At 42.3% G+C, this 25,568-nt stretch carries 18 protein-coding genes; 12 read left to right on the forward strand and 6 right to left on the reverse strand.

Translation table 11 applies throughout. The features are described from left to right. Positions 1-369 precede the first annotated feature (369 nt). From Q6344_02230 to mscL, 3 genes are all read left to right on the forward strand, one after another. Positions 370-1,692, forward strand: a complete 1,323-nt coding sequence (locus tag Q6344_02230; protein ID WLG14192.1) for an OmpA family protein — start codon at positions 370-372, stop codon at positions 1,690-1,692. A gap of 356 nt (positions 1,693-2,048) precedes the next feature. Next, on the forward strand, positions 2,049-3,899 hold the full coding sequence (typA, locus tag Q6344_02235; GenBank protein ID WLG14193.1) for a translational GTPase TypA: 1,851 nt from the start codon (positions 2,049-2,051) through the stop codon (positions 3,897-3,899). Positions 3,900-4,183: 284 nt separating this feature from the next. After that, positions 4,184-4,627, forward strand: a complete 444-nt coding sequence (gene mscL, locus Q6344_02240; GenBank protein WLG14194.1) for a large conductance mechanosensitive channel protein MscL — start codon at positions 4,184-4,186, stop codon at positions 4,625-4,627. A gap of 123 nt (positions 4,628-4,750) precedes the next feature. On the opposite strand, the gene Q6344_02245 is transcribed toward mscL, so the two are convergent. The 6 genes from Q6344_02245 to cysM form a co-directional block, all read right to left on the reverse strand. Continuing rightward, complete coding sequence (locus Q6344_02245; protein WLG14195.1) at positions 4,751-5,191, reverse strand: hypothetical protein; 441 nt, start codon at positions 5,189-5,191, stop codon at positions 4,751-4,753. Between the two features lie 328 nt (positions 5,192-5,519). Continuing rightward, positions 5,520-6,458 carry a bifunctional DNA-formamidopyrimidine glycosylase/DNA-(apurinic or apyrimidinic site) lyase gene (mutM, locus tag Q6344_02250; protein WLG14196.1) on the reverse strand — a complete coding sequence of 313 codons (939 nt, stop codon included), beginning with the start codon at positions 6,456-6,458 and terminating at the stop codon, positions 5,520-5,522. 53 nt (positions 6,459-6,511) lie between these two features. Next, positions 6,512-9,043: a bifunctional (p)ppGpp synthetase/guanosine-3',5'-bis(diphosphate) 3'-pyrophosphohydrolase gene (locus Q6344_02255; GenBank protein ID WLG14197.1), complete on the reverse strand. Its 2,532-nt coding sequence runs from the start codon at positions 9,041-9,043 to the stop codon at positions 6,512-6,514. 383 nt (positions 9,044-9,426) lie between these two features. Further along, positions 9,427-10,968: a 23S rRNA (uracil(1939)-C(5))-methyltransferase RlmD gene (gene rlmD / locus Q6344_02260; protein WLG14198.1), complete on the reverse strand. Its 1,542-nt coding sequence runs from the start codon at positions 10,966-10,968 to the stop codon at positions 9,427-9,429. A gap of 88 nt (positions 10,969-11,056) precedes the next feature. Beyond that, positions 11,057-11,881: a 3'-5' exonuclease gene (locus tag Q6344_02265; protein WLG14199.1), complete on the reverse strand. Its 825-nt coding sequence runs from the start codon at positions 11,879-11,881 to the stop codon at positions 11,057-11,059. 47 nt (positions 11,882-11,928) lie between these two features. Beyond that, positions 11,929-12,912: a cysteine synthase CysM gene (gene cysM / locus Q6344_02270; GenBank protein WLG14200.1), complete on the reverse strand. Its 984-nt coding sequence runs from the start codon at positions 12,910-12,912 to the stop codon at positions 11,929-11,931. A 512-nt stretch (positions 12,913-13,424) separates the two neighbouring features. On the opposite strand from cysM, the gene Q6344_02275 reads away from it, so the two are divergent. The 9 genes from Q6344_02275 to rpsB all read left to right on the forward strand — a co-directional run bounded on the left by Q6344_02275 (position 13,425) and on the right by rpsB (position 25,522). Next, positions 13,425-17,000, forward strand: coding sequence for an ATP-binding protein (locus Q6344_02275; protein WLG14201.1), 3,576 nt, complete (start codon positions 13,425-13,427; stop codon positions 16,998-17,000). Positions 17,001-17,161: 161 nt separating this feature from the next. Beyond that, positions 17,162-17,974, forward strand: a complete 813-nt coding sequence (locus Q6344_02280; protein ID WLG14202.1) for a crotonase/enoyl-CoA hydratase family protein — start codon at positions 17,162-17,164, stop codon at positions 17,972-17,974. 317 nt (positions 17,975-18,291) lie between these two features. Next, positions 18,292-19,551, forward strand: a complete 1,260-nt coding sequence (locus Q6344_02285; GenBank protein ID WLG14203.1) for a multidrug effflux MFS transporter — start codon at positions 18,292-18,294, stop codon at positions 19,549-19,551. A 339-nt stretch (positions 19,552-19,890) separates the two neighbouring features. Then, entirely contained in the window at positions 19,891-20,760 is an 870-nt protein-coding gene (locus Q6344_02290; protein ID WLG14204.1) for a transporter substrate-binding domain-containing protein, read from the forward strand. A gap of 12 nt (positions 20,761-20,772) precedes the next feature. Further along, the gene (locus Q6344_02295; GenBank protein ID WLG14205.1) at positions 20,773-22,968 is read left to right on the forward strand and encodes an ATP-binding protein; all 2,196 of its coding nucleotides are present in this window, start codon (positions 20,773-20,775) and stop codon (positions 22,966-22,968) included. Between the two features lie 62 nt (positions 22,969-23,030). Continuing rightward, positions 23,031-23,393: a response regulator gene (locus Q6344_02300; protein ID WLG14206.1), complete on the forward strand. Its 363-nt coding sequence runs from the start codon at positions 23,031-23,033 to the stop codon at positions 23,391-23,393. Between the two features lie 29 nt (positions 23,394-23,422). Beyond that, complete coding sequence (locus Q6344_02305; protein WLG14207.1) at positions 23,423-23,872, forward strand: chemotaxis protein CheX; 450 nt, start codon at positions 23,423-23,425, stop codon at positions 23,870-23,872. A 41-nt stretch (positions 23,873-23,913) separates the two neighbouring features. Beyond that, a complete protein-coding gene (locus tag Q6344_02310) occupies positions 23,914-24,363 on the forward strand; it encodes a chemotaxis protein CheX (GenBank protein ID WLG14208.1) in 450 nt (149 codons plus the stop codon). 361 nt (positions 24,364-24,724) lie between these two features. Then, the gene (gene rpsB, locus Q6344_02315; GenBank protein ID WLG14209.1) at positions 24,725-25,522 is read left to right on the forward strand and encodes a 30S ribosomal protein S2; all 798 of its coding nucleotides are present in this window, start codon (positions 24,725-24,727) and stop codon (positions 25,520-25,522) included. The last annotated feature ends 46 nt before the right edge of the window (positions 25,523-25,568 follow it).

Below are 25,568 nucleotides of genomic sequence, written 5' to 3' on the forward strand. Positions count from 1 at the left end.
AATGTTTCAATTAGTGAATGACTGGTTTTAATAATAGAGAAAAAATACTAACTGTACTAAAATACGCCCAGACAATAGATACTGTTAGGTTTACTATCTATTGTGAACTGACATACAAAAGATAAAAAGCGTAAGGTGTGTTAGTTCTAGGTAACTTAAGCTGGTTATTGTGTTTTAGTTACGACATTATCGTGTAATAATGTGTAGCTCGTTAACGAAAAAAGTTGTAAACTGAATTGATAATCGCTAAGCTACTCCTTAATTGGTTTTGCTTTGTCACTTAAAATTCGTAAAAGATGTCTATTTTAGAGCATCTTGAGAAGCGGTTTTGCTTAATGCATCACTCAAATTATCCTTTGGAGGAAGTCCATGAAATTGAATAAAATTGCTCTAGCTCTGGTTGCTGTAGCAGCTGCACCTTTAGCAGCTAATGCTGGCGTAACTATTAGCCCATTGTTACTAGGTTATCATTACACTGGCGAAGCTCATGACGAGCAACGCGAAATCCTTACAACTGGTAAAAACTTGTACGTAAATGCTGATGGTAATAACATCGGTGAGCCAGGCGGCAAGTTTAATTCTGCAGTAGGGAATGGTCATCCTAATAATGGCGGCGTAGCTAAAGAAAGCAGCTTATACACTGGTGCTGCACTAGGTATTGAACTAACTCCTTCTACTCAGTTCCAAGTAGAGTACGGCGTGTCAAGTGCAAACGGCGAAGCTTCTGAAGATTCTGCTGATGCTGGCGTTAACCGTTTTGACGTAGAACAAACCATGCTTTCTGGTAACTTCTTAATCGGTACTGAAGAATTTACTGGTTATACTGATAGCGCATTCAAGCCATATGTATTGGTTGGTGCTGGTCAATCTAAGATCAAAGTAGAAAACCAAGAAACTTATACAGCTGCTGAAGGTTCTTCTGTAGGTACAGTTAATGCTGGTACTGAAGTTGCAGAGTCTAAAGATACTATTGGTAACCTAGGTCTAGGTGCTATGTATCGTATCAACGACGCTTTAAGCCTACGTGGTGAAGCTCGTGCGATTCATAACTTTGATAACAACTGGTGGGAAGGCATGGCTTTGGCCGGTCTAGAAGTTGTACTTGGTGGCCATTTAGCACCTACAGTAGCAGTACCACCAATGCAAGAGCCAGTTATCGATACTACTCCAGTAGTCGTAGTTGAATCTGATCTTGATTCTGATGGCGATGGCGTACCTGATAGCATCGATGCATGCCCAGGTACTCCTATGAATGTCGTAGTAGATGAGCGCGGTTGCCCAGTACCAGTAGATATTACTGATGAGCTGAAAATGGAACTACGTGTATTCTTTGATAACGATAAATCAACGATCAAATCTCAGTATCAACCTGAAATCGCTAAAGTAGCAGAGAAGATGCGCGAGTATCCTAACTCTACAGCACGTATCGAAGGTCATGCTTCTAAAACTGGTCCTTCAGCACGTTATAACCAACGTTTATCTGAAGCCCGTGCCGTTGCTGTTAAATCTATGTTGACTAACGAATTCGGTATTGCTCCAAACCGTATATCAACAGTTGGCTATGGTTATGACCAACCAATCGCTCCAAACGATACTGAAGAAGGTCGTGCTATGAACCGTCGTGTTTATGCCATCATCACTGGTGACAAAACAATGACTGTTGAACAAACTAAAGATATGGTTGTTCAGTAAATAGTATTGGATCAATTGTTTTACTAAATATATAGTTACAAAAAAAGTCACCTAATGGGTGGCTTTTTTTTATTTATGGATTGAGAAAAGCAAGTTATTACATAAATTTGTGAAGCAATAATGTTATACTAGCTGCCCAAACATTCTGTAAATTGACAGAATGTACATTAGCATAGCTATCTGTATGATGAATTTATCAGTGTAGATACTTGATTATATTGAAATTATTTGATTAACCGCATCTATTATGCAGTCTTCCAAAAGTAAGTACTCAATATCTATCTGGTTGATGATAAAAGTTTATCCAGCGGCGCTTATTGCTACTGCATTTTTTTAAGACGAAACGAGCATTTTATATGGCGAACGATATCAAACACCTGCGTAACATTGCAATTATTGCCCACGTTGACCACGGTAAAACAACTTTGGTTGATAAGTTATTACATCAGTCTGGTACTTTTGGCGACCGTGCAAACATTGCTGAACGTGCAATGGATTCAGGCGATATTGAGCAAGAACGTGGTATTACCATTTTGGCTAAAAATACAGCCATCCGCTGGACAGATAAGACTGATGATACTGAATATCGTATCAACATTGTTGACACCCCAGGTCACGCCGACTTTGGTGGTGAAGTTGAGCGTGTAATGTCTATGGTTGACTGCGTGCTTCTAGTCGTTGATGCGGTGGATGGCCCAATGCCACAGACCCGTTTTGTGACGCAAAAAGCGTTCGAGCAAGGTCTAAAACCTATCGTTGTCATCAATAAAATTGACCGTCCTGGCTCACGCCCTGACTGGGTAATGGATCAAATCTTTGATCTTTTTGATAACTTGGGTGCAACTGATGAACAGCTTGATTTCCCAGTTGTTTATGCCTCAGCGTTGAATGGTATTGCAGGTTTGGAAGCTGACGATTTGGCTGATGACATGACACCGCTTTTCAAAACAATTGTTGATGTGGTTCAGCCTCCTCAAGTTGATGCTGACGCACCGTTCCGTATGCAAATCTCAAGCCTTGATTACAACAGTTTTGTTGGCGTCATCGGCATTGGTCGTATTCAGCGTGGTAAAGTTAAAACCAATACTCAAGTGACTGTAATCGACAAAAACGGCAATACCCGTAATGGCCGTATTTTGAAAATTATGGGTTATCATGGTCTTGATCGTATTGATGTTGAAGATGCACAAGCTGGTGATATCGTTTGTATTACTGGTATTGATTCGCTTAATATCTCAGATACGATTTGTGATCCTAGTGCTGTCGAAGCGTTACCAGCATTAACGGTTGATGAACCTACCGTTTCTATGAACTTCCAAGTAAATAACTCACCTTTTGCTGGTCGTGATGGTAAGTTTGTGACCTCGCGTAATATCCGTGAGCGTCTTGAGCGTGAATTGATTCATAACGTAGCATTACGTGTAGAAGATACAGAATCTCCTGATAAATTCAAAGTATCAGGTCGCGGTGAACTTCATCTATCTGTATTGATCGAAAACATGCGCCGTGAAGGTTTTGAAATGGGTGTTTCAGGCCCAGAAGTTATCGTTAAAGAAGTTGATGGTAAATTACAAGAGCCGTATGAAAACGTTGTCTTTGATATCGAAGATGAGCATCAAGGTTCTATCATGGAGCAGGTTGGCTTGCGTAAAGGCGAGATGACCAATATGGAGCTTGATGGTAAAGGTCGTATGCGTATCGAAGCGACGATGCCTGCCCGTGGTTTGATCGGTTTCCGTTCTGAGTTCTTAACGTTGACCTCAGGAACTGGTATCATGACGTCAAGCTTCTCACATTACGGTCCACAAAAGATCGGTGATGTTGGTGGTCGCTCGAATGGTGTCTTGGTTTCTATGGCAAAAGGTGTTTGCTTAGGTTTCGCGCTATTTAACCTGCAAAAACGTGGTAAATTGTTTGCTGAGCCACAGCTTGAAGTTTACGAAGGTATGATCGTTGGTCTTAACTCACGTAACGATGATATGGCTGTTAACCCAACGACTGCTAAGCAGTTAACCAACGTTCGTGCGAGTGGTACTGATGAAGCATTGACGTTGACTCCAGCAGTCAAGTTCACACTTGAGCAAGCGCTTGAATTCATTCAAGATGATGAATTGGTTGAAGTAACACCTAAGGCGATTCGTCTACGTAAACGCTATTTGACTGAAAGTGAGCGTAAGCGTCACGGCCGTGGTAAAAAAGGTGCTTAATATTGAGCCATGAATTACTGAGTAATTTATTGGATTGATATTTTGTAGAAGCATTTGATGCTGTTGTCATTTAATAATGGGCATCAAGATAACTAAAAAATTAGCAGTATAGAGTGAACTAAATATGGTTCATTTTATGCTGCTTTTTTTGTTGTAATTTCCATATAATATAGACAGAATAACTGACAGTAGTAGTGTTTCTCACTATTACTCTTAAGGCTCAAGATTGGGTCGACTGTTGAGATACTTATTCGATTATAGATTGGTATTTTGAGGAGAAAATAATGAGTATGGTTTCTGAGTTTAAAGAATTCGCTCTAAAAGGTAATGTGATGGACTTAGCGGTCGGTGTCATTATCGGTGGAGCATTTGCTACTATCACAACGTCCTTAGTTGAAGACATTATTATGCCAATAGTGGCCTTCATAGCAGGTGGCGAAATCAATTTCAAAAACATGTTCTTAGTGTTGGGTGATGCGCCTGAAGGTGTTGCCATGACCTATGATGCTCTCAAAGCAGCTGGCGTTCCTGTATTAGCCTACGGCAGTTTCATTACCGTACTGATTAATTTCTTAATTTTAGCATTTATTATTTTTATGATGGTTAGAATGGTTAACAAAATGCGTCGTAAAGAAGAAGTGCAAGAGCTGGTAAAACAACCTTCAGAAGAGGTGCAATTGCTTCGTGAAATTAGTGCTAAGTTAAGTAATACCAATGTTTCAAAATAAAATATGATGATTTGATTAAAAATACAAAAAAGGCTAACACGACGTTAGCCTTTTTGATGGATAATTTATAAATGCATTGTCTTTAGCGCAGTTATATCATTTAACCAGCTGTTAATATAAAGACTATGGCGTAACTACGACATAATCGTTGGTATTAATCAAAATCTCAGATGGTTGGTCAACGACAATACGGACAACATTATCATTAATCACTTGTGATTTGTAATAGTTGTCTTCAGCCACAGTACAACCTAAGCAACGTCCCATCGCATCCCAAGGTTCAACAAAGAGTTTCTGCTGCGCCTGATCCGCATTACCACCGATAAGCGAGAAGGGTAGACTAACTAGGTAGGCGGCAGTACCAGCAACGGCACTGACCAGTTGTAAAGGTTTACCTACTACAGTATCAACCACCATTGTCTCATAAGAAGGCCCAAAGTCTGTCTCATCAATTTCTATGGCTGCCAAGGCAGGCTGCATAGTAGCAGCCATTAAACTTAAGCTTGCGGCTATAGTAAAGGCTTTTTGCTTAACTGTGCGTTGGTTTTTGGCTTTAACAGTCATAACGATGTCCTAAAATTCATAATTGGTATGATTATTAGCTGCTGCTATTTCCACACAGAGACAATTTCCCTATATAAATAATGCGCAACGATAAGTAAGCTAAATATATTACAGATGTATAAACATTATGCACTATTTATGTAAGTGCTCATACTATTAAAGCAAGATGTGTGTCAATAAGCAACAAAAATGGCGCGCGATATAATAATCTTAGTGCAAAATAATAAGACACTTAGTCAAGAGTATTGTGCTGCCACATTCTACGACTTGATACCTAAGTTATTCTGGTATTTAAGGCGAAACAGATAGTGATAGTTTCAGATAATATTTAAAGGATTGGCTGACAGTTGGGACAGAATACACTGGCGCGACCATTAATTTTGATATTCTCAAGCACAGCGTCACAATGCGGACAAGTTTCCCCTTGTCTACCATAGACATTTAATGTTTGCTGGAAGTAACCGGTTTGGCCATCTGCTACGGTGAAGTCTCGCAGTGTCGAACCACCAAGCGCTATCGCCTTTTGTAGAATAACTCTAATATGATCGACCAAAATAATCATCTGAGCATAGGACAGTTGGTGAGCGGGGGTGGCTGGATGAATAGCTGATAAATATAGGCTTTCAGTCGCATAGATATTACCGACACCCACGACGACCTGTTGTTCCATGATGACTGATTTTATAGCGCGAGCAATGGGCTGCTTTTTTGATTTGGCGTTGCCAATTGCTACGGTATCAGCACTGTGATCAAGCAAGTTTGACCGTTGAATCAATTGATACAGGTAGTCTGCATTAAATTCATCTGATAATGGTTCAGGACCTAAATGATCTAATAGCTTAGCACTATAATCCTTGTGCCATAACACTGACCCAAAACGTCTTGGGTCATAGTAATGTAGCTGGACTTTTGTATTATTAACGCCCTTAAAAACAATGATGAGATGATCATGCTTGCGCTTTTCAGTACCGTAGCTCTGCTGTTGCAGGCTGCCCGACATGCCTAAATGAACCAAAAGTTGACGCGGTACTAACGTAGCAGTTTGAGCCGCAGCGCTATCATCATTGGGTAATAAAGGTAAAAAGTTAAGAATTAAATATTTTGCGCGGCGCTCAACGCTATCTAGCGTGTAATCAATCAAGCTATCTAAATCATCTGGCATCGCCCAACGCAGCTTTGGCTGAAAAACTTTTATATCGATAATGCGTTGCCCTAATAACGGTGCAAGGCTGGTTTTGGTTGTTTCTACTTCAGGCAGTTCAGGCATGATGTTTTTATAATAACCTTATGATTCAGTGGACGTATTTTGTGAGTTTATATCTAAGCGACGGCGCGGCGAGCATGCAAGATACCATGCTGTTGCTCTAGTTTCGCTAAAAGCTTAGATAGGTGTGCCAATCCTGAGACTTCAATATGAAATTTTAAAAAGGCAATGTTATCATCATTACTAAGCGTTTCAACTTGACGAATATTGACATTTTCTTTATCAATAATTTGCGTCAAGTCACGCAACAGTCCGCGTCTATCATAGGCTTCTACGTGAATATCAACGGGTTGATAACGACCAGCTTGTACCCGCCACGAAGCCTCTATTTCGCGCTCAGGATCGCGTTCAATCAAGCGTGAATATTCAGGGCAACCACGATTATGGACACTGACACCTCGTGATAAGGTAATGTAACCAGCAATTGGCTCGCCATGCACAGGGTGGCAACAGCCTGCTAGATTGATTTCTATATTATCCAGCCCATCGATACGAATTTTATAAGCATCGATTTTGCCTGCCTCTCTAGCATCTATACTTGGCGCAAAATTTTCTGGCGGTCTTTCAGGTTCTAGGTGTAGCTGACGAGAGATATGGCTGGTGAGTTGGTTGAGACCAATGTCGCCTGTGACCAATCCCACGATAATATCATCAGTCGTATTGACATGGAAATGCTGAATATAGTCGTTTAAATCGATGCTATTGGGGTGTACCGATAGTCGTTCAAGCTCTTTACTGAGCATTTGACGACCAATTTCAATATTCTTATCACGGTCTTGCTTATTGAACCATTGACGCAGTTTTGAACGTGCACGGTTGGTATGAATGTATCCAAGTGAAGCAACTAGCCAATCACGGTTGGGCTCACGTGATGCTTTGGTGATAATTTCAACTTGTTCACCCGTTTTGAGTTGATAGGTTAATGGTACATAGCGCTGATTGACTCGCGCAGCTTGGGCACGATTACCGACTTGTGTATGTACATAATAAGCAAAATCAAGAACGGTCGCCCCTTTTGGTAGTTCAGTAATGTCACCATCACGGCTAAAGATATAGATGCGTTCGAGCTCGTCAAAGTCAACGAGTTGCTCTTCTTCGTCAAACTCCATGCCCTCTATTTCTTCACCAGTTAGTAAAGATGAGCGCGGTTGGTTACGGGTTTCATTATTGATAGATAACAGTTGGCGCAGCGAGCTGATTCTTTGATTAAGATAATTGTCTTTTTTATTCTTTAGACCTTCTTTATAGTTAACATGAGCACACATACCAAGCTCAGCTTCGAAGTGCATTTCATGAGTACGAATTTGCACTTCCAGTGACTTGTTTTCAGCAATGACTGCCGTATGTAGTGAGCGATAACCATTGGACTTGGGGTTGGTAATATAGTCATCGAATTGTTCAGGAATATATCGCCACAAGCCATGTACCAATCCAAGCACGTGGTAACAGTCTGATGGGTTGGTGACCAATACTCGCAGCGCGCGAATGTCATAAAGCTGATCAAACGATAAGCCTTTGAGCTTCATTTTTCGGTAGATAGAGTAGATATGCTTGACTCGTCCAGAGACCTCACCTTCGATATTAGCCTCTGCTAGTGCTTCATTAAGCTTATCTTGTACACGCTGAATATAGGACTCGCGTTCGCTGCGTTTTTCGGAGAGCAGTTTGGCAATCTCTTTATAGCGTTCAGGCGCAAGGTAGCGAAAGGCTAAGTCTTCCAGCTCCCATTTAAGTTGCGCAATGCCCAAGCGATGCGCCAGTGGGGCATAAATAGTCATGACTTCACGCGCCACACGATTCTGACGCTCTTCATTAGAAAAGGTCAATTCGCGCATGGCGAAAGTACGCTCAGACAATTTGATAAGCACGACGCGTACATCATTGGTGACGGAAATTAGCATGCTATAAATATTAGATAGCTGGTCGCGCTGATTGTTTACGAAGTGATCTTCTAGACGCTTATTGCTTTCAATAATCTCAGACAGCTTACCCATTGCCAAGGTATCTTTGACTAGGGTCGATATGTCTGCACCGAATTTTTTCTCGATATCAGCGAGGCTTATGATTGATTTTCGCGCACTACGATAGAGCATTGCAGCCACAAGAGCGTCTTCGTCTTGGTAGAGATAGGTCAATATGTCTGTCATGCCAATACCAGTGACATAAGCGCCTGAACGCTCAGACTCGCTAGTATTCATATGACTGCGAATAAATTCACAAGCAGCATTCAAGTGAGGTACAGAATCTTGTCCGATACGTTTGGCGACATTGTCTAACCAAGTGGGAACATCAATATTGACTTGATCTAAATCAATCGCTTCGAGCTCTTTATCTAAAAGCGGGTTATCAGAATATTCGTTTTCAAGCTTTGGATCATGACTATGAAAAGCATGTAGTGCTGAGCGATCAAAAGTGGTGTGTAGTTTATGAGTGGACAGCTGGTATTTGATATCGAGGGGGATTTGGGCATAGCTATTGGCAGACTGGTGCGAGCGTTGGCTCGCGACCAGTTGAGCGGCAAGTGCTGCACTATCGGCTTGGGTGGTCTGTCCATCCACCAGCGGTAATCCTTCACGAATTTTTACCATAGCCGACTCCTCTTAGCTATTTTGAATTGATTATAACCTCATCTACTATGCACACACGTTGAACTTACGATTCATAAAGTATCAGCTATAAACCAATATAACTGCTAAAAAATCTGTTTTTTAGCAGTCATAAAATGCGCGTAAAATATATAAAGCTATGAGTGCAAACGTTCACAAGGATTGAAAAAACCAGCCTAGGAATATTGTTTACTATTATCTCACTTTAAAGAGACAAATCAAGCGAGGCTATGTAATGTCTGCGGTTAATCAGGATAAATAACCATCATTTTTTGCCACCGCTTGACTCAAATTTTGAATCAAGCTCAGTGACATGCAGTATGGCTATTGAATGCTCTGAATCGATTACTTAACAGTAAATTGAATTACACCGCTATTTTTTCAAAACGAGCGATGGACTCAACATGACCGGTATGACAGAACATGTCCATCACGCCAGCATGAGTCAGACGATAGCCTTGCTCTAACAATGCTTTTGTATCACGGGCGAGGGTTGCAGGGTTGCAAGAGACATAAACGATTCTCTCAGCGTTAAATTTCGGCAAGTACTGCATGATTTCCCAAGCACCAGAACGCGGTGGATCGATCAATAGCGCATCAAAGCCCTGATTCGCCCAAGGTTTATCAGTACAGTCTTGCGTCAAATCTTGGCTATAAAATTCTGTATTATTGATGCCATTACGACGTGCGTTATCGGCTGCACGTGCGGTCATCGCTTCGCTACCTTCAACACCAACCACCGAGCCTGTCTCACCAACGAGGCGCGCAAGTGGCAAGCTAAAGTTGCCTAGACCACTGAATAAATCAAGTACGCGTTCACCTGCTTTTAAGTCTAACAAATCGCAAGCAAGCTTGGTCATTTGACGATTGACGGACAGGTTCACTTGGGTAAAATCTGTCGGGATAAACTCGAAAGTCAAATCGTATTCTGGCAATTGGTAATATAAACGACCAAATTGCTGGCTCATGTCATCATCTGCAGTCAATGCAATACGCTGGATACTGTCCGCACCTTTAGACTGCAAATATAGCTGCCAGTTGCGTGCGGCAAAAAACACTTTTAGCTTTTCTATATCAGCGTCTGATAACGGCTCCAAGTTGCGTACGATAAGGGCAACGGGCTGATTGCCATCTGGCAGCTCAGGCATTTCCTCACCCATGGCCAACTCAAGCTGAGCAATCTTGTTACGGCTCTCTAGCGTACTAATCAGTGTTTTTAAGTTTTCAATCTCAAAACCAATTCTTGGATCTAAAATATGACACTCATTTAATTCTGCCAAAAAGTTACTTGAGCGCTCACGAAAGCCGACAAGCGCGGTTTCTTTTTTGGTGACATAACGCACACCCAATCGTGCTTTGGTACGATAACCAAGACGATCACCAACCACTGGAGCAAGCCAGTTATCAGGCGTGACATTGGCTTGGTGTATCAGCATTTCAGCCAATACAGATTGCTTAAAGTTGATTTGACCGTCTGGCTGCCAGTGTTGCAAATTACAGCCGCCGCAGACGCCAAAATGTGGGCAGGGCGGTACGGCACGTTCAGAATTTGGGTTGGCAGTAATACTGACAGCCTCGCCTTCTTCAAAGCTGGCACGGCTATTGGTTATTTTAACCAAGGCACTTTCACCCGGCAATGCAAAGCTTACAAAGATTTTTTTGCCATGTTTGTCTTCGACATGGCCATCGTCTATACCAAAACCATTACCATAAACGGCAACGCCGCGACCATCATGCGACAAACCATCAATGGTGAAGGGCAGAGGTTCTGCATCCTTTAGACGGCGGCGTGTCTTTGATGAGGGTTTAGATTTTTTCTTATTAGGCGGAATAGTAATCGTTTGGGTCTCGCTCGTTGGTGGCGTAACATCAGAGGTTGTAGACATTTTTGAATCGGTGGGTTGCATAAACCTGCCTTAATAATAAATGATAAATAACTAAAAAAATGAGGATAAACGCGATGTCTTATAACGCGCCTTCATATAACTTCATTTGTTATGATGTGGGCGCAGATGACCAATCAGCGATGAAGTCTTGATGGCGGGCTTGACCATCCGCTTGGGTATATTTTACTAAATAGTCATAGCTCTGCTGCTGCCAAGCGTCAAAAGCTTGTGAGGATAATTGTCCAGTTAAACGCAACCAGCGCAAATAGATTAGCCATGTATTCATGACGTCAGACTCGCAATAAATAGACAGCGTTTGCCAGTCATTAGTGCTGACAAGCTCACCAACCATACTACCGTCGACAGCTGTTTTACCTGGTAGACCATATAAACTTGCGACAATATCCATGGCTTCGCGGCGGCTGGCACCGTACTGGCTAAATCTGTCCATCAAATCAAGGTGACGCGTGTGGAAGCGATTGACATAATTATCAAAGCGCATGTTTTTGATGCGCTCGCCTTCTTCAAATAACCATGGCGCTGATAAATCGTATTGCATAGCCCGATATATCAGTACAGGAATATCAAAACCTGAGCCATTCCAACTAATAAGCTGAGGCAGTTTTTCGAGGTCACTAAATGCCCGAAAAAATTTGGCAAGGATGTCTTTTTCACTGAATTTATCAGCGGTCAATGAGAATAACGACAACTTGCCATCTTTGATATATAACGCTGAGATACAGACGATACGCTGCAGTGGCAAGCGCATAAAATCATGCCCAGCTTCTTGTATTCGAAGCGCTGTGAGTGCGCTCAATGCATCTGCATCATTCAACTCTGCCAATTGCGGATAGATACGGCGCGCCGCATCGGTATCAGCGACAGTTTCGATATCAAAGACCAATATAGGGTCGGATGGTAGAGCTTGTGACATAAGAAATCCTGATTGAATCAACTAAACTGAGCAGCGTTGTCTGTGCGTTAATTAACTTCTATATTGTTATCGACATTGCTGGCGTCAATATTGTTGTCATCAATATTGTATAAACCCGTCGACAAATAACGATCGCCGCGATCACAGACAATAAAGGCGATGACGGCATCAGGGTTTTCTTTAGCGACTTGTACGGCAGCCCATGCTGCAGCACCTGATGAAACGCCCGCGAAAATACCTTCGGTTTTGGCCAGTTTGCGCATATAAACTTCTGCGATACGCTGATCCACATCCATGATTTCATCAACCAAATCTGCGTTAAAGATACCCGGCATGTAAGCTGCAGGCCAGCGGCGAATACCAGCAATCGAAGCTTCTTCATCAGGCTGTAGTCCGATGATTTTGATATCTGGATTTTGTTCTTTGAGGTATTGCGATACACCAGTAATGGTACCAGTGGTGCCCATTGAGCTAATAAAATGAGTGATTTTTCCTGCCGTTTGCGCCCATAGTTCAGGCCCTGTGGTCAGGTAATGGGCTTGACTGTTATCAGGGTTATTAAACTGATCTAATACGATGCCTTTGCCATCTGCTTGCATTTGCAGCGCCAAATCGCGTGCGGCTTCCATGCCTTCATCCACCTCGATTAACGTCGCACCATACGCAATCATGGCGTCTTTGCGCTCTTGAGTTGAATTGGTTGGCATCAGTAGCGTTATCGGATAGCCACGCATCGCGGCGACCATGGCTAAAGCGATACCCGTATTGCCACTCGTAGCTTCAATCAGCATGTCGCCCGCTTTGATGTCACCGCGCTGTTCTGCCTGATAAATCATATTAAAAGCAGGACGATCTTTAACAGAACCCGCTGGATTGTTACCTTCAAGCTTGGCCAGTAACGCAGCACCATTGGTCAGCTGCTCTTGCTCAGGTAAGCGCTGCAATTTAACCAATGGCGTCTGACCGACGCAATCAGCAAGTTTGGTGACCTGAGTAATGAAATTAGAGTTGGAGATAGCCGTTGCGGACATAAAGTATCCTTGTGAATTTTTAAAATTGATTTTTAATTACCGTTTATTTTTTAATTATCATTTTGATTTTTGAATAAATATCTTGATATGGCCGCTATTGAGTGAAGTGAGTGATTTGATCATTAATGACATTTCTACCGCTTTAACCAAATAGCAATAAATGAAAAGTTGCGTCATTATATCATTTTGTTTTTGGCTACGCTGAAGGCATCAAGAGATTTTGGTAAATGAGTGGTGTTTAAAAAGGGCTGGACAGTTAAAATGCCTTTGCGTCATAGCCACTCACCATGATCGATGAAATGCGTTATAGTTATGGCAATATATAGGTACGGCAAGAACAAGAATCACTAAACTTATCATGGGTAGGCAGTTATCATTTTTGAAATGACGATAGCTTTGAAATGAGAATAGCTTTGAAATGAGCACAGCCCCTAAAAAGTTTATGATTGGCTAACACCGCTTACTGCCGCTATTGATTCATAGTGCAATTTTCTGTAGAGAGTAAAGCTAGCATGGCATACAAAAAACGTTTTGATACTAGCAGTGCGTATGGTCAGTTGATTATATTGGTGTTTCTACCCATTTGTATCTTGGCAGCGGTGGGCGGTATTTTGGTCTTTTATGAGACCATGCGCGCCAGCAATTCAGAACAAGAAGTATTGGCGGAGGCGGTGCTGATTCGTTATACCCCAGCGATTGCAGAGCTAATCCCTGAGCTGTTAGCGCAAGAGCGCCAGCAAGCAGACGGCGAACCCAATTCGGATGGCGAAGTCAGAGCAAATGATGCCACTCAAACGACCATCACAAAGCTTGAGGAAATCCAAGATAAGCTGGGTCGTATGCAGTCCGAGCAACATGTACAGCGTATTGCGATCATCAATGAAAGCAATCAAGTGCTCGCCGCAGTCGGCTATGGACTGAACGAAGCATGGCCTGCAATAGACACAACAAAGAATTTTTTATCGCAGCAACCAACACCTATTGGAACCGCTTATGGCAGTGTATTAGGGGAGTTTGAAGGACAAAAACTGTGGCTGCTCGTCGATATGGACAATGAACCACTCTATATCGCCCGCTACCGTATCGCCATGGCGTTAGTGATTACTGGCTTGTTCACTATTTTGATTTTATTGCTGAGTTTAAATATTTATTCAAAGCGCTGGATAGCACCAATTTATGAGCTACGTTTGCAGTTGCAGCGCACCCATGTCGACAATCTGTATCAGCCTATTCCCGTTGAGTCAGATGGTGAGCTGAACTTATTGCAGCAAGATTTGGTCAAAACTTTGCGCCGCTTGCATAGGAGCTTTCAGGAATTAAAAGACCATGCCGAGCAAACTGAGGATGATTTGCGTCTTGCGTTTGATGAGATGGAAATGCAAAACATCTCTATTCGTAATGCACGTGATGCGGCAATTTCAACCAGCCAAGCCAAATCGGCGTTTTTGGCCAATATCAGCCACGAGCTGCGCACGCCATTAAACAGTATCGATGGCTTTATCAATTTGCTGGCAAGGCATGGCGAACTAAATCCTGAACAAGATTTATACGTGCAAACCATACGTAAGTCATCAGCACACTTGCTTGCCTTGGTTAACGATGTTTTGGATTTCTCTAAAATTGAAGCGGGCAAGTTGGTGCTTGATCGTCATGAGTTTGACCTTTATGACACCATTTATGACGTGGTCGATATGCTTTCGCCTGTATCCGCAGAAAAAGGTCTGCGCATGGCGGTGCTGTTTTATAATGATGTGCCGATGCGCATCAATGGCGATGCCCTACGCCTCAAGCAAGTATTGACCAATATCGTCGGCAATGCGATTAAATTTACCGACAGTGGTGATGTGGTAGTGCGTGTCAGCTTGGATGACCATCGTGATAATTATCTCATGATCAGTGTGCAAGACAGCGGTAAGGGCATCTCGTTAGCCGATCAAAAGATGCTGTTCCAAAGCTTTAGCCAAGGCGACCCTTCAATCACTCGTCAGTATGGCGGCACAGGATTGGGGCTCGTTATCTCCAAGCAATTGACGCGGCTGATGGGTGGTGATATTGGCTTTCATGATAATGCTCAAGAGAATATTGCCAATCAGGGCGCAACGTTTTGGTTTCGGATGCCAGCACATGTCGATGTGTTAGAAGCTGCTACAGGACAGACGATTGAGCTACCAGTCTTGGCTCCATTGGCGAGTGAGACCGATGAGTTTAATGTATTGGTATGGATTAATCATACCGCCTCTATCCAAGTGCTCAAAGCCAGCTTGCAATATTTGCCGATTAAATTGACCCAAGCCAACTCCTTACCGGGCGTACTTGAGTCATTAAAAGAGCATGGTAATTATTGGGATTGGGTCATCGTCGATGATGATACCCAAGACGATATGATGGCATTACTCAAACAAATTCGTCTGCATTATCAAGGCAAGCTTGCAGTATTTGGTTATCAAGTTGCCGCCGATCAAGCATTATTAAATCGTTATCATGCCAATATTTTGTATGAGCCTTTAGACAAAAGACAGCTTTATGCCATGCTCGACACCCAAAATCGCAGTACCAAAAAAAGCGTGCAAGAACCGCGCTGGACAGGGGTGACGGTACTGGCAGTCGACGATCATCTGCCCAATTTGTTGGTGCTCGATGCATTACTTAGTGAGCTTGGCATCCAAGTCATCACAGCGAGTAGTGGTTTTGACGCCATAGAAATTATCAGTAAACAACAAACCAAAAATCTTAAAACCACAAAGAATGATAAGCAAAGTCTGTCGAATAAAACGCAAATCTCTAAAGCTGAAACGCGCGATGAGGTGAATAAAAAATCAAATAGTACGCTTTATGAAGAGGTGAATACCGACGATAAAGTTGCTACTCAGGATAAAGGTCATATTGATCTAATATTTATGGACATCCAAATGCCGCGTATGTCAGGGCATGAAGCCGCAAGACAAATTCGTAATATTGAAAATGATGATAACCGTATCCCGATTATTGCGTTGACTGCACATGGTTTGGCTGATGAGCGAGACAAACTGATCGCCAGTGGCATTAATGACTATGTAGGTAAACCCATTAGCCAGCCTCAGTTATTACAAGTGCTGCAAAAATGGCTTGGACGCACGACGACAATGCCGCAGTTAACAGCGTTGCCTGATACCAATCTGCACAGTACGGATGTGCACAATACTGATGTGCACAATACTGATGTGCACAATACTGATGTGCAGGTTATCGATTTATCAAAAGATATCTCACACTCTACCGACTCACAAAATAGGGAGGCTGAAACGTATTCAACGTGGCCATCAGACTCTACAACCATTGCCTATCCTATGGTGAAAGGTGATGAAAATAACCGTCATAGCGGTTCTAATACAATCAATCAAAAAATAACGCGTCCTTTATCATTGAAGAAAATTCGTGATAATTACTTGCGAGACAGCCAACCACGCGAGGATTATAGACGCGAAACACCGCGCGACACCCAGCTACGCTATGAGAACTTGCGCTTACATAAACAAGGACAGTCGCCACTATTAAAGCCATCGGAAATACCGATGAATAGTGCTCACGATGGAGTGGCAACGCCTACAGATTCCCATACATATGCGCAAGAAACAAAGAGTTGGGACAGCAATCACCACCATTTAAGCCATCATTCTTTGGGGGCTAATGAAGGTGATGGCTTTGCTATTTTAGATTGGCAAGACGCGTTGACCCGCTCAGCGAATAAGCCCGACTTGGCAGCCAAGCTTATCATTATGATGCTTGATACTATTAATGATGAAAAGCAGGCACTGACGCAAGCGTGGGACGCCCGTGATCGCAGTATGCTAGCGCAAATTGCCCATCGCATCTTAGGCGGCAGTCGTTATACTGGTGTGCCGCAATTACGTCAGGCCAGTCAAGACCTAGAAGATAAATGCTTGCTGAATGTCCAACACACGACCCCTGCGCAGTTTGCCATGCTTGAGCCATATTATGCCGCATTAATAATAGCGTTAAATAACTTGCAGGCGCTGGATTTGTCAGCTTATCCTCAGCTCAATTATCATCGTTTGAGTGAAAATGATATGACGTGGAAAATGATTTAGAAATGATGGTCTTATGATATTAACGGTGAATCGAATCGTTGCAGTCAGTTATTGATGAGGTAGCGTCGTAACAAGGCTGTTAATATTGTTGCCATCAGCTTTAGACGTATCGGCATTATATTTAGATGCCATTTCTATTTTATTCATGAATAAGGATTGTTATGAACGCGATTGCCACTTACCAATATGAAACCTTACAAGTTAGTATGACCGACAATATACTCACGGTAACCTTAAATCGCCCACACAAAAAAAATGCCATGAGCTTTAAAGTGGTGAAAGAATTGATTGCCGTCGCAGAACGCATTGGTAAAGATAAAACGATACGTGCGGTGATTCTAAATGGTGCTGAAGGCACGTTTTGTGCGGGCATCGACTTGGGTGATTTAAATCATCCAAAAAATCAAGCGTTCGCCGTTTGGGAGCTGATAAAGCCATGGCAGAGTTCATTCCAGCGTGTTTGTCTGGTATGGCGCGATGTGCCTGTACCGGTCATTGCCGTACTAGAAGGCTATTGTATTGGTGCAGGGCTTCAGCTAGCGCTGGCTTGCGATGTGCGTATCAGTCATCCAGATTGCAAACTGTCTATTATGGAAGCTAAGTGGGGTCTGGTACCAGACATGGGTTTGACGCAATCGGCGTTTGGCGTGGTACGTGAAGATGTGCTAAAAGAGCTTGCCATGAGTGCGCGTATCGTGATTGCCAGTGAGGGCAAAGCATTGGGTCTTGTCAGCCATTGCAGTGAAGCGCCACTTGAGCAGGCGCAAAAGCTCGCTGCTGAATTTGCAGAGCGCTCTCCTGATGCGGTGTTGGCGAGTAAGCGAGTGGTCAACGCTATGTTCCAGCAGCCAGCCACTACTTTATATAAAGAAAAAGTATGGCAGCTTAAAATGATGCTCGGTCGTAATCGCAAGCTTGCGTTAAGAAAAGCCAAGCAAGCCAGTACGGCATTTGGTAAGCGCCAGTTCCGCTAAATATCTTTTACTAATTATGCCGCTATGCTGACGCTCAGACCTGTTTTGACAAATTATTGTGATTGTTTTTAGTTGTTATTGTTTGTTTTATTCACGTCATACCTCTATTGAAATGTGAGCGGATAGTACGATATAACACTGTCCACTTGCGCCGCTGTATGCAAATGTGCACTAATGGTGGCAATGACCCTTGTTTTCAGTATTGAGTAAAGACTAAATATTAAAGACAATGGAAGCCTGAATACTACAATAACAATCACTAGAGTGTATTGAACCTTTATAACGATTTAATACACTCTATATAAAATGGTCTGAATATGTCTGCTCCAAAATCCTCTCTACCCAATCGACCCATTGCTTCTGAGCGCGTACGCTCTGCTGATTTGCCTGTTGCATGGATTATGATGCTTGGACTTATCGTGGCAGTGGGGCCATTGTCTATTGATATGTATCTGCCTGCATTACCATCGATGGCAGATGACTTTGGTGTCTCCACAGCCTTTATGGCCAACTCTGTTCCTGCCTATTTTTTAGGCTTGGTATTTGGCCAGTTATTTTATGGACCATTTAGTGATCGTGTTGGTCGTGTTAAGCCTTTATATATCGGTATGACGCTATATGTCATCGCATCCATTGTTTGTGCGACTACTAATAACGAGTATGTATTGTTTGTTGGACGGACGATGCAAGCGCTTGGTGCGTGTGTCGGCGCGGTGGTCACTCGTGCTGCGATTCGCGATCGATTGACTGCTAAGCAAACCGCAAAAGCCTTTTCTATTATGATTTTGGTGATGGGTTTAGCGCCGATATTAGCCCCATCGCTTGGTGCGCTATTTCTACAGTTTTTTAGCTGGCACTCTATTTTTTGGTTTTTGGCTGCTTTTGGCACGTTGAATTTATTACTCACAAAGTTTTTCTTCTTTGAAACGTTGACGGAAGAAAATCGTAATGTACGTCCTGCAAGAGAAGTACTGAGTCAATACTGGGACTTATTAAAAGACCCGACGTTCAATTATCCAGCGATTGGTGGCGGCCTGCTAATGGGGGCGATGTTTGTTTATATCAGTTCAGCCTCTGAGCTGATTATGGATACCTATGGGGTATCCGCCACCCACTTTGCTTGGTTATTTGGGATGAATGCTGCTGGTTTTGTGGGTTTGACTCAGCTGAATCAGTGGCTCACCAATCGCTTTCGTATTTTGAGTATTTTGCGCTTTGGTGCGATGATGCAGGTTATTTCTGCAGGCGTGCTATTTGTAATAGGTCTATTTTTGGGTACTGATGCTTGGCTTCCACTGGTGCTGGCTTGTATTTTCTTCTGTATCGCAGGCTTAGGTCTGACTCAGCCAAATGCTTCTGCTATTGCGCTGGCCTTTCAAAAACGCCGAGCGGGCATGGCAAGTGCGCTACAAGGCTCGCTCATGTTTTCAGTCGGTATCTTTGGTGGATTATTATTAAACCTATTTCCAGTTAATCCTGTACTCAAAATTGGTATTGCGATGTTCGCTTTGATGAGTCTTGGCTGTTTTTTAATTTGGCAGATAGATCGTAATTTAAATTTGGACGATGCGGAGTAAGCCAGAGACTTTATAATTCTTGCACTAGCATCTTAAAAGGCATTCTTACATTGATTATGTAAGGATGCTTTTTTTGTACTTTTTATTTTATTTTTTGCCTAAAACAAGGCCTTATTATAAGTTTTCAGTTATATAAATAGACTTATGTAGGTCTTTAATATCCTTTGTTTGCCATATATAACAAATTGTGGTTAATAACCAAACATAATTATTGCAATCACAAAGGTAGGCAAGTATTATCCACGTAACTTTCTGTAAGTAAATATTGTGAAGATATTACCTAACCTTTCTAAATTGTCATTTATTGATATATATAACGTAAAGTTTAAAGGATGAATTATGAAGCAATTATATAAACTATTGCCAATTGTATTTAGTATAGGACTGTTTGGGTGTAGTAACTCTACCACTCAAGAGAATGTAAATAAGAGTAATGCTAAAGATAATAAAGATACTTTTGTTAGTAAATTGCCTGATACTGCGCCCACATTAAAGGTTGCGACTACAGGTACGACGCCGCCGTTTTCGTTCCAAGATGACTATGGCAATATGCAAGGGATTGACATTGACGTCATTCGAGCTATTGGTGAAGAACAAGGCTTTAAAGTCGAGTTTTACAAAGAAACGTTTCAAAATATGTTTGATAGTGTGGAATCAGGTAATCGCGATTTGGCATTAGCAGGTATTTCTTATAAAGATGAACGCGCGGCGAAATATGGCCTATCGAAACCTTATTTCTTTAATCCATCAGCAATTATGTATTCTAACGATAAGTTAAAAATAAGTAGTTTAGAAGACCTAAAAGGCATGCATGTTGGTGGTATGGAAAATGGGAAATCAGTCGATCAAATAAAAGCAGTTGGCACCTACGGGGAGCTGTCTACCAGAGAGACTGCTTTCTTATTATATGAAGATTTGATGCAGGGGAAGGTTGATGCCATTCTCCATGATGCCCCTATTTGGCAGTATACGGCAAAAATCCATCCTGAATATAAGGTCACTATCGTGCCTTATGAAGGCGAAGATGTGCCTGAAGCACAGCAAGTGATAATGATGGCAAAGGGCAATAATGAGCTTATTAAAAATGTTAACGAAGGTATTACTAAGCTTAAGACAAAAGGAACGTTCAAGACAATTGAAGAGCAGTGGTTAGGTGAGAGCATTCCAGCTATCGATAGCACTTCTGCTACTACTCAGCAACTGAACTAAGGAATTCTGAAGATGGCAACTACCCCTAATGTTGACAATAAGCGCTATCAAAATTTAATTATTTCTATTGCATTGTTTTTATCGCTAATTGGTGCTTTGCTAGCGTTTACCTTTTATACCTCAAGCTTATTAGAAAGAAACACGGTATTAATTGATCGAACCAACCAAGTCGCGAATAGTGCACAAGCTGTAATCAAAGATTTATTCGATTTAGATAATAGCTATGGCGAAGATACAAACTCTCCGCATATTCAGCGTGTTTTAGAGCGTTTGGAACAAGATACGGCACAGATTACCAGCTCAATTTCAGCTCTTGAACAAGGCGGTACTATTACCAGCGTTGAAGGCAAAAGCTACGATCTTCCAAAGGTGAATAGTGAGTCTCAAGTTAAAGTTGCGGAAGCTAATCAAGAATGGAGGCTTTTAGAGCCTAAAATTCAGGCATATCTAAAAGATGCTGATAACGTGATGGTCGACTCTTCAGATAACCTGACTCAAGCGGTTGAACAGGCGAAGACTTCAAGTTTATTTATTAACGACTCGCTAGACCAGCTTACTGATGAGGTGTTTATAAACGCTGAACGTCAAGCAAACACTATTCGTCTGATTCAGATATTGGGTGTTGCAGCTATTTTTGCTTACTTCTTGATATTCGTATTCTTCTTTGTACGTCGTTTGCGTGAGACGGATGCTGAAGCATTTGCCGCTCGTCGCGAGACGCAAGAAATTATGGAAACGGTCAGTACCGGTCTATTTTTGCTTGATAAAGACTTAAATATTGGTCAACAGCATTCTCGTGCATTAAATGACATTGTCGGCTCAGACAGATTGGCAGGGGAAAACTTTACCAATGTCTTGCGCGGTCGTATTTCTGATAAAGATCTGAAAACCACACAGCAATTTATTGAGCAGCTTTACAATCCACGCGTTAAAGAAAAATTGGTAGATTCTCTGAATCCGCTACATAAAGTGATGCTGCATAATACGTCTGGAGACAAAGCCCAGAACAGTCGCTTCTTAGACTTCAAGTTCTCGCGCGTTTATGATAACAAAGATATTGCTCGTATTTTGGTCAACGTCAACGATGTATCAGATGCCGTATATTTAGAGCAGCGTCTAGAAAAAGAGCGCTCGCAAAATGATATGCAGATCGAGATGCTCACCACTATCTTGAATGTAAATCCTAAGATTATTAATGAGTTTATTGATAATACGCAGATGCACATTGAGAAGATGAACAATATCTTGAAAAATCCTGGTAGCTCTCAATACGAGCTTGAAGGAAAGCTAAAAGCCATCTATCGCGAAATGCATAGCTTAAAAGGTGAGGCATCTGCGCTAAAACTGCACAGCTTTACTAAAATTGCCTCAGATGCGGAAGACAAACTGCACGCATTGCAAAACCAAGGTCAATTATCTGGTAACGATTTCTTGCCATTGGCCGTACATTTGGATGACTTGTTAAGCTTATCAAATACCATTGCAACGTTAGGTGAGCGTATCAACCGCTCAGCACCAGCAGCCGCAAAATCTAGCGTATCAGCAGCAATTTCTGAAAGTCAGTCAATTGCCAGATCGGCTACCAGCTCAAGTAATGGCATGGCCACTGATGGTGGTTTGGACATCAATTTGGGTAGTGATGCAGACGATGCAAATAATGATCACTTGGTTTTTTATAAAGACTTTGCAGATGATATCGCAACTAGGCAAGGCAAACAGGTCACGCTCAAAAGCCTGACATTAACCCAAGCCAATATACCAGAGCATCTGGTAAAGCCGATTAAAGAGATTAGCATTCAGCTACTACGTAATGCTGTGGTACATGGTATTGAAGCGCCAAGTGTTCGTCAGACGACGGGTAAAGCAGTCGTCGGTACGATTGATTTAGAGGTGCAAGACAGTGGCGCAGATGTGACGCTGATTGTGCAAGATGATGGTCAAGGTATTGATTATGACAGCATTCGTGCCAAGTTAAGCAGTGATGGTCGTTTTAGTACGGAAGAAGCTAGCCAGCTCAGTCAGGGCGACTTGCTCAAGCAACTATTTGTATCGGGTTTCTCTACCCGAGACGACGCGGATGAAGATGGCGGACGCGGTGTCGGTCTCGATATTATCAAAGCAAAAGTAAAAGAGTATGGTGGCAAGCTGAATGTAAACAGCGAATTTGGTCAGATGACACGGTTTGTGGTTACTTTACCCAAAGCTTAATTAACAACAGTAGGTATATTGTCAAGGACGACAAACACTTCATTAAAGGTAATAGATCAGTTATGCATAAGTTAATGATTGTTGATGATTCAAATATTATTAGAAATCGTATTCAACGCGCGTACGATTCAGGGCAGTTTATGCTGGTTGCGACGGCAACCAGTGGTGTTCAAGCCATTGAAAAGTTCAATGTCCATCGTCCTGATGTAATCACTATGGACTTGACCATGCCACAAATGGACGGGCTTGAATGCATTGAGAAAATCATTGCGATTGACCCTGAAGTACGCATTTTAGTGGTGTCAGCACTGTCTGATAAAGCCACTGGCATTGAAGCATTGTCGTTGGGTGCCAGCGGATTTTTGTGCAAGCCTTTCTCAGAAGATGAGCTTGTAGAGTCTTTGTATGAGCTAATGCAAGACTAAACCATTCAACGACTTAAGTAGATGTCATTATGAAAGAACAAAAGCTACAGATTTTTTTAAGTATTATTAGTAACTATTTTAATCAGTTTGGGGGCGAGGAGCTTGTCGCTGACACCCCATATCTGTTAGAGAATAAACAGCCAAAAGTCCATGACTATACGGGTGTGATCGGTATATCGGGTGGACAAAAAGGCGTGGTGTATTTTTCGGCAACTCGTCAGTTATTGTCCGCTATACTGGATAGCATGGGTGAAACGGATAAAAGCGATGAGAATTATATCGATTTGGCTGGTGAAGTGGCCAATACCATCGCTGGTAACGCACGTAAAGAGTTTGGCTCAGAGTTCCATATTTCTGTGCCGTTTGTATTTAAAGGCTCTCCACAAAGTATTGTGTTGCCGAATGATGAGCGTTCTTTTATCATTCCCATCACTTGGAACTCGCAGATAGGCGAGATTGTGGTCTGTTTGCAGGATTAACGTTGCTGCCACCGCGTCATAAAGATGGATATTAATATATTATGGTTAAAGTAGAAAAATTGGGTGTGTTTCTGAGCTCAATCAATGCATTTTTTGCACAAATTGATGGCTCGGAAGTGTCCATTGATACCCCTTATTTAAATCATAACAAGAGTGCTGTTGGTTATGATTATAGCGGCGTTATCGAGATATCAGGGCCTATTGAAGGCTGTGTGTATGTGAGTGCGCCAAGCGTGATGTTGCGAGAGGTCATAAAAGTGATGGGCGAGCCTGACTCATCGATCACGATGATGAAAGATCTGCTCGGTGAGATGGCCAACACTATCTCTGGTAATGCTCGTACTGAGTTTGGCTCAGAGTTTATTATCTCGCCGCCGCATATTGTTGAGAGCGCACCAAGCGTGTCTTATTTGCCAAAAGATCGCCAAAGTTACGTCACGCCATTTACGTGGCGTGGGTATAAAGCGGTTATTGGTATCTGTATCGCTTAATCTACAGCTGCTCATTTATTCAGTATAAAGAACGACGTTAATGCGTCGTTTTTTTATGCGTTATCATCTACTTAAACAGCATAATAGCGCTAGCAGTCGCTAAGCATTATATGATAAAATACAGCCCAGCTATTCTTATCACATCGTATTTTTACGTTCAAACGATAGCTCAATTTTTTAAACCAACCCATCAACCAATGACACACACATCATGGCAAAAAATTGCTGGGTGTTTGGCGACTTGATTAATTTGCAAAAAAGTTAGTGCTGCCACAATGAGCATTAACCGTTAGCAGATGCGTGTCGCTAGATAGGCAGTTTTTGTGATGTGGAGGCATAACCCAACCAATAGGAATTTCACATGTCTACAAAGAATCCAACCAAAATCGAAATGCGCGACTTACTACAAGCTGGCGCTCACTTTGGTCACCAAACACGTTTTTGGAATCCAAAAATGGGACCATACATCTTTGGTGCCCGTAACAAGATTCACATCATTAACTTAGAGCACACAGTAAAAGCGTTTAACGAAGCATTGACTTACGTTAACGGCTTAGCTGCTAAGAAAAACAAAGTATTGTTCGTAGGTACTAAACGCGCAGCAAGCGGTATCATCGCTGAGCAAGCAGCACGCGCTGGCATGCCATACGTTGACCATCGCTGGTTAGGTGGAATGCTTACCAACTGGAAAACACTTCGCCAGTCAATCAACCGTCTAAAAGAGCTAGAAAAGCAAGCAGAAGACGGTACTTTCGCCAAGCTTACTAAGCGTGAAGCGTTAGAGCGTACTCGCGATATGGAAAAACTTGAGCGTTCACTAGGCGGTATTAAAGATATGGGCGGCCTACCTGACGCAATCTTCGTTGTAGACGTAGATCATGAAGCGATTGCTATCAAAGAAGCTAAAAATCTAGGTATCCCAGTTATCGGTATCGTTGATACTAACTCTAGCCCAGATAACGTTGATTACATCATCCCAGCAAACGATGATGCTATCCGTGCTGTGACCTTGTATGTGACTTCTATGGCTGATGCGATTATCGCTGGTAAAGAATACGCACAGACTCAAGCGGGCGGCAAAGCTGAGCAAGAAGCACCTGCTACTGAAGAAGCACCAGTTGAAGCCAAAGCAGAAGAAGCAGCGACTCCAGCAGAATAATTGGCTGACCACAAAGGTTTAACTTTGTAAGGATAGCTTGATAGTC

The sequence above is a fragment of the Psychrobacter cibarius genome, from assembly GCA_030686115.1.
Classification (GTDB): domain Bacteria; phylum Pseudomonadota; class Gammaproteobacteria; order Pseudomonadales; family Moraxellaceae; genus Psychrobacter; species Psychrobacter cibarius_C.